14 protein-coding genes are annotated in these 15,131 nt (G+C 74.1%); 5 read left to right on the forward strand and 9 right to left on the reverse strand.

Annotation, left to right across the window (positions count from 1 at the left end):
* Nucleotides 1-8 precede the first annotated feature (8 nt).
* The 3 genes from AB0F68_RS28240 to AB0F68_RS28250 all read right to left on the reverse strand — a co-directional run bounded on the left by AB0F68_RS28240 (nt 9) and on the right by AB0F68_RS28250 (nt 3,218).
* The gene (locus AB0F68_RS28240) at nt 9-1,121 is read right to left on the reverse strand and encodes an SRPBCC domain-containing protein (protein WP_107079666.1); all 1,113 of its coding nucleotides are present in this window, start codon (nt 1,119-1,121) and stop codon (nt 9-11) included.
* 117 nt (nt 1,122-1,238) lie between these two features.
* The gene (locus AB0F68_RS28245) at nt 1,239-1,871 is read right to left on the reverse strand and encodes a DUF6073 family protein (protein WP_357343664.1); all 633 of its coding nucleotides are present in this window, start codon (nt 1,869-1,871) and stop codon (nt 1,239-1,241) included.
* Between the two features lie 21 nt (nt 1,872-1,892).
* A complete protein-coding gene (locus AB0F68_RS28250) occupies nt 1,893-3,218 on the reverse strand; it encodes a HEAT repeat domain-containing protein (RefSeq protein WP_357343666.1) in 1,326 nt (441 codons plus the stop codon).
* 146 nt (nt 3,219-3,364) lie between these two features.
* Here AB0F68_RS28250 and AB0F68_RS28255 point away from each other — a divergent pair, with 146 nt between their 5' ends.
* The 3 genes from AB0F68_RS28255 to AB0F68_RS28265 are packed head-to-tail and all read left to right on the forward strand — an operon-like array spanning nt 3,365 to nt 6,605.
* Complete coding sequence (locus AB0F68_RS28255) at nt 3,365-4,858, forward strand: KR domain-containing protein (RefSeq protein WP_357343668.1); 1,494 nt, start codon at nt 3,365-3,367, stop codon at nt 4,856-4,858.
* 38 nt (nt 4,859-4,896) lie between these two features.
* Nucleotides 4,897-5,748 carry an SRPBCC domain-containing protein gene (locus tag AB0F68_RS28260; RefSeq protein ID WP_357343670.1) on the forward strand — a complete coding sequence of 284 codons (852 nt, stop codon included), beginning with the start codon at nt 4,897-4,899 and terminating at the stop codon, nt 5,746-5,748.
* A gap of 5 nt (nt 5,749-5,753) precedes the next feature.
* Nucleotides 5,754-6,605 (forward strand): AraC family transcriptional regulator, encoded by an 852-nt coding sequence (locus AB0F68_RS28265; RefSeq protein WP_357343740.1) that lies wholly within the window; start codon nt 5,754-5,756, stop codon nt 6,603-6,605.
* Between the two features lie 62 nt (nt 6,606-6,667).
* On the opposite strand, the gene AB0F68_RS28270 is transcribed toward AB0F68_RS28265, so the two are convergent.
* Both AB0F68_RS28270 and AB0F68_RS28275 read right to left on the reverse strand, forming a co-directional pair.
* On the reverse strand, nt 6,668-7,924 hold the full coding sequence (locus AB0F68_RS28270; protein ID WP_357343671.1) for an AarF/UbiB family protein: 1,257 nt from the start codon (nt 7,922-7,924) through the stop codon (nt 6,668-6,670).
* Between the two features lie 10 nt (nt 7,925-7,934).
* Nucleotides 7,935-9,071, reverse strand: a complete 1,137-nt coding sequence (locus AB0F68_RS28275) for an FAD-dependent monooxygenase (RefSeq protein WP_357343673.1) — start codon at nt 9,069-9,071, stop codon at nt 7,935-7,937.
* A gap of 198 nt (nt 9,072-9,269) precedes the next feature.
* On the opposite strand from AB0F68_RS28275, the gene AB0F68_RS28280 reads away from it, so the two are divergent.
* On the forward strand, nt 9,270-9,698 hold the full coding sequence (locus AB0F68_RS28280) for an ester cyclase (protein ID WP_357343675.1): 429 nt from the start codon (nt 9,270-9,272) through the stop codon (nt 9,696-9,698).
* A 36-nt stretch (nt 9,699-9,734) separates the two neighbouring features.
* Nucleotides 9,735-10,238 (forward strand): ester cyclase, encoded by a 504-nt coding sequence (locus AB0F68_RS28285; RefSeq protein WP_357073795.1) that lies wholly within the window; start codon nt 9,735-9,737, stop codon nt 10,236-10,238.
* 120 nt (nt 10,239-10,358) lie between these two features.
* On the opposite strand, the gene AB0F68_RS28290 is transcribed toward AB0F68_RS28285, so the two are convergent.
* The 4 genes from AB0F68_RS28290 to AB0F68_RS28305 are packed head-to-tail and all read right to left on the reverse strand — an operon-like array spanning nt 10,359 to nt 15,126.
* Complete coding sequence (locus tag AB0F68_RS28290; RefSeq protein WP_357343677.1) at nt 10,359-11,255, reverse strand: NmrA family NAD(P)-binding protein; 897 nt, start codon at nt 11,253-11,255, stop codon at nt 10,359-10,361.
* Complete coding sequence (locus AB0F68_RS28295; protein WP_357343679.1) at nt 11,252-12,712, reverse strand: alpha/beta fold hydrolase; 1,461 nt, start codon at nt 12,710-12,712, stop codon at nt 11,252-11,254. The genes AB0F68_RS28290 and AB0F68_RS28295 overlap by 4 nt, the downstream gene beginning before the upstream one ends.
* A gap of 34 nt (nt 12,713-12,746) precedes the next feature.
* Nucleotides 12,747-13,859 carry a class I SAM-dependent methyltransferase gene (locus tag AB0F68_RS28300; RefSeq protein ID WP_357343681.1) on the reverse strand — a complete coding sequence of 371 codons (1,113 nt, stop codon included), beginning with the start codon at nt 13,857-13,859 and terminating at the stop codon, nt 12,747-12,749.
* A gap of 55 nt (nt 13,860-13,914) precedes the next feature.
* On the reverse strand, nt 13,915-15,126 hold the full coding sequence (locus AB0F68_RS28305; RefSeq protein ID WP_357343683.1) for a cytochrome P450: 1,212 nt from the start codon (nt 15,124-15,126) through the stop codon (nt 13,915-13,917).
* Nucleotides 15,127-15,131 lie beyond the last annotated feature (5 nt).

A 15,131-nucleotide genomic window follows, 5' to 3' on the forward strand; every position in this document is an offset into this window, starting at 1 on the left:
ACCGTGGCCTACCGGCTCCAGCCGTGCGGGCCGGCGTCGACCCGCTGGCCGTTCCCGGTGCCGTTCAGGTCGGCCGGGATGTCCAGGTCCCGTCCGGGCGGCGCCGCCGGGAACGAGTCCCCGAACGCCCGCTGGCAGAGCAGCGCGGCCCGGCCGAACGCGCCCACCCAGTAACCGGTGAGGATCTTGCGTTCGTCCAGCGGCGGGGCGATCGTGCTCAACGCTTCCCAGTTGGAGTGGAAGACCTGGATGATGCTGCCGCCCAGCCCGGCCGGCTCGATCCAGAGGTGCCCCTCCAGCTCACCGGGCCAGCCCGGCCGCCGGAGGTTGAACTCGAGCCGCGGCAGGTACGACGGGAACTGCTGGTACGCCTCGACGTGCCGGGTGACCTTCATGGTGGCCACCCCGCTGGCGTCGCCCAGGATCAGGCCGACCTCGCTGCCGGCGTCCAGGCTGCCGCTGGTGCGGCTGAGCCAGAACTGGGTGGCCGGGGTCGAGGTGAGCAGCCCCCAGACCTCGAAGGTGGTGCCGGGCAGTTCGGTCTGCACGTAGGGGCCCATCCGGCGCCACGGCCAGCGCCACGGCACCCCGGTGCGGATGAAGTCGGCGAGTTGGTCGAGGATGCCGGGCCAGCCCATGCCGTTCCAGGACCGCCAGTCCGAGGGCGGGTTGAACGCCTCCTCGACGACGGTGACCTGGGTGCCGTGCGGGGTGGCGGTGAGCTGCCAGGTCACCTCGGTGGCCGGACCCACCCCCACCCAGCGCCAGAGGTACGACAGGCGGCCCTCGCCGCCGGAGGCCGGCTCCCGCACGTCGCGGATCCGGCAGAAGAAGAACTCCCCGTCCTCGAAGTCGAGGATCGCCTCGCCGTCGGCGGTGGCCCACCCGCCCCGGCAGACCGCGAGCCACTGCGCGACCTGCTCGGGATCGGTGAGCGCCGACCAGACCCGGTCGGCGGGCGCGGGGATGTGGACCTGGCTGACCAGCCGCTCCCAGCGGTCCTGGGCCAGCGGATAGCCGCCGTTGCGGTGCAGCAACGGGAAGTCATCGGGCTCGACCCCGGTGAAGCCCGGTCGGGGCTCCAACCGGGGAGCGGGTGCGCTCCGGTCGTCCACGGGCATGCCAACCTCCGACTGTGGTCGCTCCTTCGGGTTGCCGCGCCCCGCCCCTGGGACCGGGCGGGGCGGTCGCGCCGGTGCGGGAGACCGGCCGGAGCCGGCCTCCCGCACCGCGGGGAATCACATCTGGTCGGGCTGCAGGTAGCCGCCCATGTTGAACCGGAGGCTGGTCAGGTACGCGACCGGCTGACCGTCCGGGTCATTGACGTCGAGCAGCGGCATCATCCGGTAGATCTGCCCCTTGCCCGGGGCGCCCGCCGGCGGGATGCTGCGCACGTCGTCGATGGTCAGGATGATCGGCTCGCGGTTCATCAGCTTCAGCCCGAGCTTCGGCATGTCGAAGATCGCGCCGACCGCCATCCGGCAGGCCTTGGCCGACGGCCCCTCACCCGCGTACGGGTCGAACGGGGTGCGGATCTGGCCGGCGGAGAGGCAGTCCGGGTTGAGCGTGACGGTGATCTTGCCGAGCTCCTCGCACTCACCGACCATCTTCATCTCGATGAGGTTGGTGTAGACCTCGGCGTCGGCCCAGTCACCCGAGGTGGACGGCGACCGGACCACCCGCACCCAGCCGTCGAAGGCGACGGTGTACTCGCCCACGCCCGGCACCGCGAAGGTGTCGATCGAGTTGATGCCCAGGTTGTCGATGCCGGGCTCCGGCGGGGTCCACGGGACGACCGGGGCGCCGGCGTAGACGTTCGGCACGCCCTCGGTCTGGACCGGGCGACCGAAAAGAACGCTCTTGGTGCTCATCTCTGGTGTCCTCTTCCTTCGTTACGGCAGCAGGGTGGTGTGGTCGCAGCAGGTCAGGCCGGGCTGGTCCGCCACGCCGTCCTGGTTCATGTCGATCTCGCCGTCGACGGTCGAGTAGACGTCGCGGGAGTTCATGTCGATGACCCCGTCGCCGTCCCAGTCGTTCAGCTTCCCCTTGAAGGTGCCGAAAATGAACGCGTTGGTCATGTGGCCGATCTCCGGGTCGTGCAGGGTGGAGAGCACGCCGTTGCCCGGCTGGAGGATCTCCTCCATGGAGCGGCCGGCGATCCGGGCCAGGTTGATGTAGCCCCAGCCCTGGAAGCGACCACGCACGTAGCGGATGGCCGCCTCGTCGTGGATCTGGAACTTCGGGTCGAGGTGCCAGGTGCCGTACCGGGCGAAGCCGATGTTGGCCTGGCGGGTGCCCTCGCTCGGGTCGTCGGCGTGGCCGGACTTGAAGAACGTCCGGGGCACCAGCGACTCGAAGAAGAAGTTCCCCCGGTCCCGGCGGGTGCGGTCGGTGAACCCGCGGAACAGGTAGTTGTCGCAGTGCGGCGAGCCGTCGGCGTGCAGCCCGTCGATGGTCTTGGCGATCACGAGCTGCCGCTCGCGGGTCGCCACGTTCGGGCAGGCGTGCGCCTGGCCGTAGATCCGGGCCAGGCCCTGCGGGGCCAGCGAGATCTTGCCCCAGTGCTGGTTGGAGTCGTCCAGCCGCACGTACAGGTCGCAGTGGATCAGCAGGTAGATGGTCTCGTCGAAGGTGCGGCCCGCGGTGAACTTGCCGGCCCGGCCGTCGAACGCCGGGTCACCCGTCTGCAGCTCGCTGCGGAACAGGTGCGACCACTCGGCGATCTCCGGGTCCGCGTCCTTGGCGAACTTGCTGAGGCTGGCCACCGCGTGGGCGCCGCCCAGCTTCTCGATGGCCCACAGCGCGTCCCAGCGGACCTCGCGGTTGGGGTCGTGCAGCACGGCCTGGCCGAGCAGCTCGATCGCGTCCGGCAGGTCGCGGTCGGCGTACTCGAACAGGGCCTGCTCGCGCATGGCCGCGTCGGGGTGGTTCAACGCGGCGTCGCGCAGTTCCTGGTTGGTGCGGTTGTCCAGCCGGACCGCGACCTTGTTCAGCGCGTATCCGAAGTCGCTCGCCCAGGCCGCCGGGTCACCGGCGACGAAGCGCGGGTCCATCGCCGGCAGCGTGGTCCGGTAGGAGAAGTTGAGCGCGTCGCGCTGGTCCGCGGTGAGGGCGTCCAGGTTGACCGGGGCGGCCTCGGCCGGGACCGCCTCCTCCCACGCACCCTGGGCACCCTCGGCGAGTGCACCCGGCGACTTGTTGCAGAGATCGATTGCCATTGCTGCCTCCTTCGGCGCTTTCTGGCCTGTGCCTCGACGCTAGGGCTTCCGCCTTCCCTATATTTCTTTCAAGTTGCTCAGCCTTCTGATTGCTTCAAGACCACGATCGATATATCTTTATGAAGTTGCTGAGTGGAAGGTGCCCCATGTCACCTGAGCCCCTCTCGCGCCCCTCCCGGATCGCCCTGCGGGCCCTGCGGCCCACGCCCACCCCCGTCCGGCCCACCCCCCGCGCGGCCCGCTGGCGAGTGACCGGACCCGCCGACCATCCCCTCGTCCGGCACCTGCGCCGGCAGCCCTATCCGGCGGCCGGACCCGAGGTCGACGTGCTGGTCCTCGACGGACGGTGGCCGGCGGGCGGTGCCGGTGGGCTGCTCGACGCCTACCAACGGGCCGCCGGGCGGCAGCTCACCCTGGTCCACAACGGAGCCGGCGGCGGCAGCCTGCTGCGCGGGCTCGCCGCCGGGGACGGCCGGGCGATCGGCACCGTCGCGCTCGGCGAGCCCACCCCGGCGGCGCTGCGCCGGGCCGCCGGACTGCTCGCCGCGCCGGCCGCCGGCGACGAGCTCACCGTGGCCGCCGACGGCACCGTCCACACCCTCGGCTGGCAGGCCGCCCCGCTGCCCGGCCGGGCGCCGCGCTTCGCCGGGGCCACCGTCCTGGTCACCGGTGGGCTGGGCGGGCTCGGCAGCCGCCTCGCCGTCGCGCTGGCCGTCGCCGGCGCCGTCCCGGTCCTGCTCGACCTGCGTACGCCGGACGACGCCCCGCCCGACGTCAGCCGGATGCTCGCCGTGCTGCGCCGGCGCTGCCCGCGGGCCCGGCTGCTCACCGTGGACCTCACCGACCCGGCGGCGGCCAGCGCGGCCCTGGCGAGGCTGCGGCCCACCGCGATCGTGCACTGCGCCGGCCGGATCGCCGGCGGCACCGGGAAACGGCTCGGCCCCGCCGAGGTCGACACGCTGGTCGCCGCGAAGGTCGCCACCCTGGAGACGGTGCTCGCGGCGGTCCGCACCAAGCGACTGCGGGCGGTGCTCACCTTCGGCTCGCTCACCGCGCACGGCGCCCACCCGGGGCTCGCCGGCTACGCCCTCGCCAACGAACTGCTGCACCGGGCCACCGCCCGGTACGCCGCCACCCACCCCGCGGTCCGCTGCTGCACCGCCGAGTGGTCGCTCTGGTCCGGCGCCGGGATGGCCCGCCAGGTGGCCCGGGTCGCCGCCCGGCAGCTCGGCATGGTGCCGGTGCCGGTGGCCACCGGGGTTGCCGCGGCCGCCAGGCTGCTCGCCGTGCTGGTCGACGCCCCGCCCGACGAGGACCTGCCCGACTCGCTGCTCGTCTGCGGCGAGCGCCCCGGCACGCAGGGCGCCTGGTCCGGGCGGCCGGAGGGCGTACCCGGGGTGGACGCCGCCCTGGTCGTGCCGGCCGGCGGCGACCTCGACCGGGCGATGCGCGCGGTGGCCGAGGCGGCGGCCGGTGGCGCCGCGTTGATCCCGGACGGGACGGCCGGCCCCGGCGCCCCGCTGCTGGTCCGGGCCACGGTCACCGGCGACGGCGTGGAGTGCGTGGTCCGCTCCGGGGCCGACCCGGACGGGCCGGCGCTGCGCAGCTCCCGCTACCGGCTGCTGCCTGCCGGCACCTGAGACATCCGGTCCGCCCGCTCCTGAGAGAGGTGAGAACGATGCCCGACGGATATCTGAAACTGCCCGACGACTGGGTGCGCGTGATGGTCAGCGTGCCGGCCCCGATCGACGAGGTGTGGGAGGCGGTCACCGACCCGCGCCGGGTCGCCCAGTGGTTCGGCCACCTGTCCGCGCCCATGACGACCGGGGCGAGCACCCGGGTGGACTTCGGCGACGGCGACTTCTTCGACATCGAGGTCGACCACGTCGAGCCGCGCGACCGCCTGCTGTTCCGCTGGAGCTTCCTCGGCGTCGGCCCGGAGTGCCAGGTCGGCTGGACGCTGACCGGCGGGGCGGCGGCCACCACGCTGACCGTGGACGACAGCTGCCCCGGCCGTCCCGGGTCCGAGGTGGCCCAGCTCAAGGCCGGCTGGCTGGACTTCGTCGGCCGGCTGGCCCGCTATCTGGAGACCGGCCGCCCCTCCCGCTACGAGTGGCGACAGGAGATCGACGGCAGCGTGGTCCTGCCGAACGGCTCCTGGCACCCGCTGCGTGAGGAGACGGTGGTCGACTGGCTCCCCATCGCCACCGACGGCGCCGGCCCCGGCTGGTTCTTCGTGGTCGACGAGGAGGGGCCGCGCCGGTTCACCCTCCGCGACTGGCAGCTCGACCGGGAGCGGACGCTCGATTTCGCGATCGAGATCCCCGCCGCGCGTACGGTCACCGTCTGCCAGGTCCGGACCGAACCGGGCGAGCGGGGCCGCACGCTCTCGGTCTCGCACCAGGGTTGGCACCGGCTCGGTCTCAGCGACCTGCAGGAACGGACGCTGCGACACCGGTTCGCCGCCACCTGGACGGCCGCGCTCGCGCTGGCCGAGGAGTGCGCCCGGACCCGGCAGGAGCTGCCGTGACCGCCATGGCCCACGACCGCGCCGCGGTCCGGGGCGACCGTACCGAGCCGGCGCACCGGCCGGGCCGGTCGACCGTCCTCCAGCAGCACCGCGAGGCGGTCTCCCGGGTGATCCGGGCGATGCGGGACCGGCTCGACGAGCCGTGGACCCTGTCCCGGCTCGCCCAGGTGGCGTACCTCAGCCCGTTCCACTTCAGCCGGGTGTTCCGGCTGGTCACCGGCACCCCGCCGGGGCGGTTCCTGTCCGCGCTGCGGATGGCCGAGGCGCGCCGGCTGGTGGTCTCCAGCCGGATGAACGTCACCGACATCTGCACCACCGTCGGATACAGCAGCCTGGGCACCTTCACCACCCAGTTCACCGAGCAGATCGGGGTCGGGCCGGGCCGGCTGCGCCGGCTGGACGCCGCCCACGGGGGCCGGCCACTGGAGCACGTGGTCGCCGCCGACACCGAGCCGGCGGAGGAGGACGAGGTGCCTGGGGGCGTGGTCACCGGCACCGTGCAGACCCCTGCCGAGGACGCCCGGCTGGTGCTGCTCGGGCTCTTCCCCACCCCGTTGGCGCAGGGCCTCCCCGTCGCCTGCACCAGCGTCACCGGCGACGGCCCGTTCGCCCTCACCGGCGCGCCCGAGGGCACCTGGCATTTGCTGGCCTGCGCGCACCCGGAGGCGGTCACCGTCGGCGAGGTGCTGGCCGGCGCCCGCGATCCGGACGTCTGGGTCGGGGTGGCCGACGCGCCGGTGGTGGTCCGCCCGGGGCGGACCACCGGCCCGCTGGCCGTGCGGCTCTCCCCGGCCCGCCCCATCGACCCGCCGATCCTCACCGGACTGCCGGTGCTTCCTCTCGCCGCCCGGTCGTGAGCCGGGACGCGTCCGCGGTGGCCTCCCCTGCCCGGGAGGCCACCGCGTCCGGTGCGGGGGTGTCAGGCGTGCGGGGTGGGCGCCGGGCCGCCGACCCGCTGGAAGTCGACGTCGGGGCTGATCCCGCGCACCGTGCCCTCCACCACCAGCAGGGACATCAGCGGGAAGGCGAAGTCGGAGGCGGCGTAGATGCCGTACCGCTGCTGGAGGTCGTACACGCCGTTGCCGAAGACCGACATGTCGAACTCGTTGTCCGGGCCGGCGGTCCGGGCCACCAGCTCCGCCACGTCCCGGACGAAACCGTCCCGGTCCAGACCGGCGCCGGCGTTCACCGCGCTGGCCAGCACGATCTCCCCGCACCGCCGGCCGTCGCCGGCCCCCAGGCGGGCGAAGAACTCGCCGATCGCCGCCCGTACGTCGTCGGGCAGCTGGACGCAGTAGCCGGCGTCGAGGACGACCACCCGCTCGTCGCGGGTCAGGTAGAGGTTGCCCGGGTGCAGGTCGCAGTGGACGAAGCCGGCGCCGAAGAAGAGCCGGTGCACAGCCGCCAGCACCACCTCGGCGAGGTGCGCCCGCACCCGCGGGTCGAGCAGCTCGACGGTCCGCCCGTCCAGGTCGGGCAGGTACTCGAAGACCAGGCAGTTCGACGCCGACCGGTCCCGGTGCAGCCGGGGCACCCGGACCTCCGGCAGCTCCGCCAGCTCGGCGCGGAGCCGCTCGCTGTTCTCCGCCTCCCGGCGGAAGTCGAGCTGGCCGAGGATCGCCGCGCTGAGGTAGCCGACCAGGTCGGCGATGGGCATGCCCCGCATCTTCGGCGCCCGCGCGGCGAGCCGCGCCATCAGCTCGATCAGCCGCAGGTCGGCCCGCATCCGGTCGTCGATGCCCGGTCGCTTGAGCTTCAGCGCCACGACGGTGCCGTCGTCCAGCACCGCCCGGTAGACCGAGGCGATGCTGCCGCTGGCCAGCGGCTCCGGGTCCACCGAGCGCAGCACCAGCCGCGGCTGCTCCGCCCGGGCCCGGCGCAGCGCCTCGCCGGCCGCCGCGGCGGACATCGGCGGCACCTCGTCGAAGAGGGTGCCGAGCCGGGCGCAGAGCGCGGGCGGCAGCGCGTCCCGGCGGGTGCCGGCGATCTGCCCGAACTTGACGAAGGTCGGGCCCAGTCGTTGCAGCGCCCGCACCATTCCCCGGTACCGGCGATCGGCCGCCGCCGCCGGCCCCCGGGTCACCCGCAGCACGAGGGACGCCGGCAGGGTCCGCAGCGCCTCCCCGGCCGCCACGGCGACGATGGCCAGCACCCGCAGGAACATCCGCAGCGACATCGGTCACTCCTCACTCGAAGGCGAACATCTCCGCCATCTGCCGCAGCCGGGGGCCGGCCGGGGCGCGGCGGATCATCTGCTCCCGGATCCAGCAGGCCACCGGGTTGCTCCACTGGCCGACCCGGCCGAGCATCCGGGCCTGGCGGGTCAGGCCGTCGGCCCGGCGCCGGCGCGCCGCCTCGTAGCGGGGCAGCGCCCGGACCACGTCGTGGTCGCGCAGGCAGCGGCCCAGCACCACGGCGTCCTCGAGCGCCTGGCAGGTGCCCTGGCCCAGGTTCGGGGTGCTCGGGTGGGCGGCGTCGCCGACCAGGACCACCCGGCCGGCGCTCCACCGGGGCACGGACGCGCGGTCGTAGATGTCGGTGACCAGGATGTCCTCGTCGGGGGTGGCGGCCAGCACCTGCGGGATCGGCGCGTGCCAGCCGTCGAACCGGGCCGACCAGACCCGGCGCGGCAACTGCTCGCCCCATCCCCGGCGCAGCGGCAGGGTGGCGAACCAGTACGCCCGCCCCTCCGGCAACGGGAAGAGCCCGAACTGGGCGGCCCGCCCCATGGTGAGCAGGCCCGGCGCGGCGCCGAGGTCGTATCGGGCGATGCCCCGCCAGACCGGGTAGCCGGCGTAGCGCAGCGGGTCCGCGCCGCCGCCGAGAAGCTGGCGGCGGATCGTCGAGCGGAGCCCGTCCGCGCCGACCAGGAGGTCGCCCTCCTCGGTGCCGCCGTCTTCGAAGAGCGCGCGCACCCGGTGGCCCGCCTCGGTCCACCCGACGCAGCGGGCGCCGGTGCGCAGCATCCCGGGGGAGAGTTGGGCGCGCAGCGCGTCCACCAGGTCGGCGCGCAGCAGCGCCAGGCCGCGGCCGGCGAAGCGTTCCGCCATCACCGGCCCCGGCACGTCGTCGAGGATCCGCCCGTCGGCGGCGCGGATCTGGTTGCCGTCGGCCGGGCAGCCGGCCGCCCGGACCGGCTTGTCGGCGCCGACGGCGGCGAGCGCGGACAGCGCGTTCGGCCAGAGGGTGAGGGCGACCCCGGACGGCCCCTCGTCCGCGGAGCGTTCGAAGACCACCGCGTCCCAGCCCGCATCCCGCAGGGCGAGCGCGGTCGCCAGGCCGGCCGGTCCGCCGCCGACGACGAGTGCCCGTCGAGTCGTCATGTCGCCGCCTTTCCGCCTCATCTGCCGAAACGGTAGAGCGACGGGCCGATGGGCCGGTTCTCGCCGATTGCTGTTCCGTTTCCGGGGCCGGAAAGACAGCAACACCGGATAAGGGAATGGGCCGGCCGCGGGCGAGGATCGATGGGTGATCCCGGGTGCCGCGGCGGCCCGGTACGACCCATCTATTCGGAGGTTGCGGTGTCAGCACCTGACAACAAGGCCGTCGTGCGGCAACTCATCGACGCCTGGAACAACGGCGACATCAACGCCCTGATGACCTTCTGGTCCCCGACGATGGTGCACCACGGCCGGGCCGGCACCATCAGCGCCGACGACACCGCGGCCGAGATGCGGCGGTTCCTCGACGCCTTCCCCGACCTGCGCATGGAGCTGCACAGCATCGTCTCCGAGGGCGAACTGGTGGCCACCCGGATGACCGTGCACGCCACCCACACCGGCGCGTACATGGGCATCCCGCCGACCGGCCGCCCGGTGAGCTGCGCCCTCATGGGGCAGCTGCGGATCGTCGACGGCGTCGTGGTCGACCACTGGGGGGTGGCCGACGCGCTCGGCATCCTCGTGCAGATCGGAATGCTGCCGTCCGAACTGTCCAACGCCTTTTCCTGAGCAGCCGGGCAATTTCGAGGAAACGGAGAGACCGACATGACCGGACACCACCCGGATCTGGCGCAGCGCAAACGCGAGTTCGAGGAGACCGTGCGGAATTTCCGCAAGGCGGTGCTGTTCGACTACGACCTCACCGCGGTGCAGCACGTCCTCGCGCCGGGCTTCGTCGACCATTTCGCCCCGCCGTGGGACCCGCCGAGCCGCGACGGCGTGGCGCACCGGTTCGACCACGCGAACCAGGTGCTCACCACCCGCAAGGTCGAGGTGCTCGTGTCGGTGTGCGAGGGCGACATCCTGGCCCAGGCCATCCTGCTGCACTTCGAGCACACCGGCCCGTTCATGGGCATCCCGGCGACCGGTCGCCGGTTCGAGATCGGCGGGTCCAACACCTTCCGGTTCGAGAACGGCAGGATCGCGGAGCACTGGGGCGTCTTCGACGTCGCGAAGATCCCCGACCTGCTGGCCGGCGAGCCGGGCGCGACCGGCGGCTGGTCGTCCATGTGGGACCGCGAGGAGATCGGCACCGCCGGCAAGGGCTGACGACCCGCCACCCCGATGGGCCCCGCCGGCGATCCGGCGGGGCCCACGTCATGGGTACGGCTCGACGCGGCAACGAGGAGACCCGGGCGTATGCCCGGGTCTCCTCGTCGGTCCCGCCCGTCAGCCGGCCCGCCACCCGCCCGGTGGCGGCGCGGCGGCCCGCTGGAAGACGGCCGCGTGCTCGCGGGCGAAGTCGCCCAGCGACCGGGGTTCGGCGCCGGTCAGCCGCCGCACGGTGTCGGTGACCGCCTGGACCCGGCCGGCGGCGATCAGGTCGTTGAAGACGGCCACGTCCTCGGCGTACCACTCCTCGGCGCCGAACTGCCGCAGCATGGCGGCCACCTGCTCGCGCGGCACCGCCAGGTGGCGCACCGGAATCCCGGTCGCCTCGGCCAGCACCTTCGCCGTGTCGTCGAACGAGAGCGCCTCCGGCCCGGACAGCGCCAGCGTCTGGTTGCGCGCCCAGTCGGGGCAGTCGGTGAGCACCGCCGCCGCGGCGGCCGCCACGTCCCGCGCGTCGACCATCGCCACCCGGCCGTCCCCGGCCGAGCTGCGGATCGCGCCCCCGGCCACCATCCCGAACAGGTTCTGCATGAAGAACGCCAGTTGCAGGACGGTGTGGTCGACCGCGGAGTTCACCAGCAGCGCGTTCGCGTCGCCCTGCCAGACGCCGTGGCGCAGCGGCGACTCCCGGCCGGCGTCCAGCACCGACAGCTTCACCACGTGCCGCACCCCGGCCCGTACCGCCGCGTCGATCGCGTTGCGCTCCTGGGTGAGCTGCCCCCGGCTGGTCGCGGTGAGCACGAACAGCCGGTCCACCCCGGCCAGCGCGGCGTCCAGCTCGGCCGGCCGGTTCAGGTCGCCGGCGACCAGTTCCGCGGTGTCACCGAGCTTCTCCCGGGCGCGCTCGACGTCGCGGACCAGGGCCCGGGGCCGGAAGCCGGCCGCGGCGACCAGCCGGACCAGCTCCGACCCGACCCGGCCGGTGGCCCCGGTGACCAGGATCGTCCCGCTCATGCCGACTCCTGGTGGTTCTCGACGGTGACGTCCTTCTCCGGCAGCTCACCGGTTAGCAGGTAACGGGTGGTCAGCTCGTTGACCACGGGGTGCCCGCCGAACGGGAAGAGCTTGTGGCAAGCCGTGTCGGCGGCCAGCACCAGCCGGCTGTTCTCCGGCAACAGCTCCCGCAGGCGCCACGCCCCGACCGCCCGGGTGAAGATGTCCGCCTCGGACTGCACCAGCAGGATCGAGCGGGCGCTGTTGCCCGGCCCGATCTCGGTCAGCGGCTCCAGCGGGGAGGTCGGCCAGAAGGCGCCGGCCTTCACCGAGGCCAGGGTGCGCCCGATGAACGGCAGCTCCTCGCCCACACTCGCCATCTCCGCCTCGTACGTGTCCAGGTCGCGCGGCCAGCTCGACTCCCCGCAGAGGATGGCGAGCTGACCGGCCGGGGTGCTGTCCTGGCGCTGGTTGACCAGCCCCATCAGCTCGCCGACCGCCGGGCCGGGCACCGGCTCGCCGTGCACCGCGGCCTTCAGCACCGTGCCGAGCAGCGGGTACGTGCGGTCCGCGGTCAGCATCACCACGGTGAAGAACTCCAGCGCGAACCGGTCCAGCGGCATCGGCAGCCCGGGCACGGCCAGCGGCTCCCGCCCGGCCCGCTCCAGCAGCTCGTCGTAGCGGGACCGGACCGCCGCCGCGGTGTCACCCAGGCGCAGCTCGCCGTCGCGCGCCGCGGCCCAGCCGCACCAGCGGTTCACCGCCGCCTCGGTGCTGGCCGCGACGTTGAGGAAGAGCCCGCGCCAGGGCCAGTCCGGGCTGAGCACGCTGTCCAGCACCACCCGCTCGGCCCGCTCGCCGAACAGCTGGGTGTAGACCGCGCCCAGGTACGTCCCGTACGACCAGCCGAGGTAGGAGATCCTCTCCTCGCCGAGGGCGGCCCGGACGACGTCCATGTCCCGGGCCACGTTGCGGGTGCTGGCGTAGGGCAGCAGGTCCAGCGCGACGTCGGCGACCTTGGCGGCCACCTTGGACTGGAACCGGATCTCCTCGGTCAGGCTCTGCGGCCGGTGGAAGACCCAGAGCCGCTCCTCGGGCGTCCAGTCCACCTCGATCGGGTGGCTGTCGCCGCTGAACCGGTGGTCGAAGGCGACCAGGTCGAAGCGGTCCAGCACCTCGGTGGGGAGCGCACCCACGAGCTGCCCGATCAGCGGGATGCCCCGGTTACCCGGGTCGTCGGGCGCGATCATCAGCACCCCGATCCGCCGCCCGGGGTCGCCGGCCGGCCGGCGGGCCACGGCGATCTCGATGGTGCGCCCGGCGGGATCCCGGTAGTCGAGCGGGACGGTGACCCGGGTGGTCTCCGCCCCGGCCTCGCCCTCGGCCGGCTGCCAGGTCAGCCGCTGCCGGTGGTAGCCGGCCAGGTCGCCCCCGGCCGGCCCGTCGCTGGTCGGGGTACGCAGAACATCGGCGGACATGTGACGTTCTCCCTTCGTCGCCGCGGCTGGCCGGTCAGGCCCGGAGCTCGTAGAGGGTGTTGAACGGGCTGGGCTCCAGCAGCTTCTCGACGCTGGCGAAGCCGGCCTCCTCGCACAGCCGGCGCAGCAGCGCGGGCGGCAGCCCCATCAGCCCGGCCGGGTCGGCGGCGCCGGTCGCGAGGCCCTGCGGCACGTGCTGGAGGGTGCTGATCGCGTAGAGCATGCTGCTCACCGGCCCGGCGTTGGCCAGCGGCACGTCCTCGCCGTTGGTGGCCAGCAGCAGGAACACCCCGTGCGACTGGAGGGAGCCGCGGATCCGGCGCAGCAGCGCGGCCGGGTCCGGCGCCTCGTGCAGCACGTCGATCGCCAGCACCAGCGCCAGTCCGTCGCCGAGGTCCTCGGCCGGGTCGGCGGTACTGAACCGGATCCGGTCCGCCACGCCGGCCGCGGCCGCCTCGGCGCGGGCCCGGCGGACGTTGATCTCGACCGGGTCGTACCCGACGAGTTCCAGCTTCGGGAACGCCTGGGCGAGCAGGATCAGCGCCCGGCCGTCGCCGCAGTGCACCTGCGCCACCCGGCCGCCGACGGTGAGCTGCTCGGTGAGGCCGTCCACCGCGACCACCCACTGCGGGACGAGCACCTTGCCGAGCCGGTTGGCGTCCTTGTGCCAGACGGTCTCGAACAGCTCCGCCGGGTACTCCTCGGGGTGCAGCCCGGAGCCGGTGCGGAAGCCCTCGATCACGCCGTCCAGCACCGCCGACAGGGCGGGCATCAGCCGGGCCATGTCGCCGAGGTAGAACGGCCCGTTCTCGTCGCCGAGCGCGGCGGCCGGGCCGGGCGGCAGGGCGTACCGGCCCTCGGCGTCCCGGGTCAGGTAGCCGGCGCTGGCCAGGGCCAGCGCCCACTCGCGGACGTACCGCTCGTGGTTGCCGGTGCGGCGGGCGAGTTCCCCGGCGGTGGCCGGCCCCGAGCGGGCCAGGTCGGCGAAGAGGCCGAGCCGGCTGCCGAGGGCGCACATGACGACCACGCCGGCCGCCGACACGTCGGCGAGGAAGCGCTGCATGAAGGCCATCAGCGCGGACATGTCCAACTGCCCCGGCGGGCCGGGCGGCTGCTGGGCTTCGGAGGTCAGGGTGGGCTGGTTCACGGTGATCACCTCGGAGGGGAGGGGGCTCGTGGCCGGTCGGTCGGGGCGGGCAGGGTCACCAGTGCACGGGGATCTCGCCCGGGGTCCGGAACGCGGGCACCGGCAGCCACCGGAGCTGGTCCTCGGGCACCGCCAGCCGCAGGCCCGGGAAGTCCCGGGCCAGGCCGGCGAGCAGGGCGGTCAACTCCATCCGACCGACCGGGGCGCCGAGGCAGTGGTGGATTCCCTGGGCGAAGGTCAGGTGCGGGTTGCGCCGCCGCGCCAGGTCGATCCGGTCCGCGTCGGGGAAGACCGCCTCGTCGAAGTTGGCGGCGTTGAACGAGGGGATCACCGGGTCGCCGGCCGGGATGGTCACGCCGGACAGCTCCACGTCGGCCACCGCGATCCGCACCGAGCCGAGGCCGCCGCCGGCGGACTGGGAGTGCCGGAGCAGCTCCTCGACGGCGGTCGGCACCAGCTCCGGCTCGGCGTGCAGGGCCGGCAGCCGGGCCGGGTCGCGCAGCAGGTTGAGCACCAGGTGCACGATCTCCGCGGTGACCGGCTGGTCGCCCGCACCGATCAAATCGAAGACCAGCGCGACCAGTTCGTGGTCGGCGAGCTGGTCGTCGCCGGTCGGGGCCACCAGGTCGCTGAGCGCGTCCTCGGCCGGCTCCTTGCGCCGGCTTCCGATCAGCCCGGCCAGGTACTGCTGGAGGCCGCCCATCGCCGCCATCTGCTCGTCCAGCGGGACGGCGCCGAAGCTGAACGCGGTGCGGATCCAGCCGGCGAACGGCTCGTACTCGTCGTCCGGCACCCCGAGCACGGTGGCGACCACGGCCAGCGGCAGCGGCCGGGCCACCGTGGCGAGCAGGTCGGCCGGCTGGTCCGCCGCGGCCAGCCGGTCCAGGTGGGCGGCGACGACCCGGTCGACCCGGGGCCGCAGCCGTGCCAGCCGGGCCGGGTCGAAGGCCCGGGCGGCCAGCCGGCGGACCCGGGTGTGGTCCGGCGGGTCGAGGTAGAACAGCGACGGCAGCGGCGGGATGGGGGCGAGCCGGGGCGCGTCCGGGCCGGTCAGCGCGCGGCGACTGAAGCGCTCGTCGCCGAGCACGGTGAGCACGTCGGCGTGCCGGGTGACCAGCCAGGCCCGGTCACCGGTGGGCAGGACGACCTGGGTCACCGGCTCCTCGGCCCGGAGCCGGGCGTACTGCGGCGGCGGCAGGCAGGGGTCGTCCTGCGGGAACGGGAAGGTGGCGTGGCGGGCGCCGGTCGCCTCGGACTGGGTGCTCATGCTGC

This window comes from Micromonospora sp. NPDC023966 (genome assembly GCF_040639095.1).
In the GTDB taxonomy this organism is placed as follows: Bacteria; Actinomycetota; Actinomycetes; order Mycobacteriales; family Micromonosporaceae; genus Micromonospora.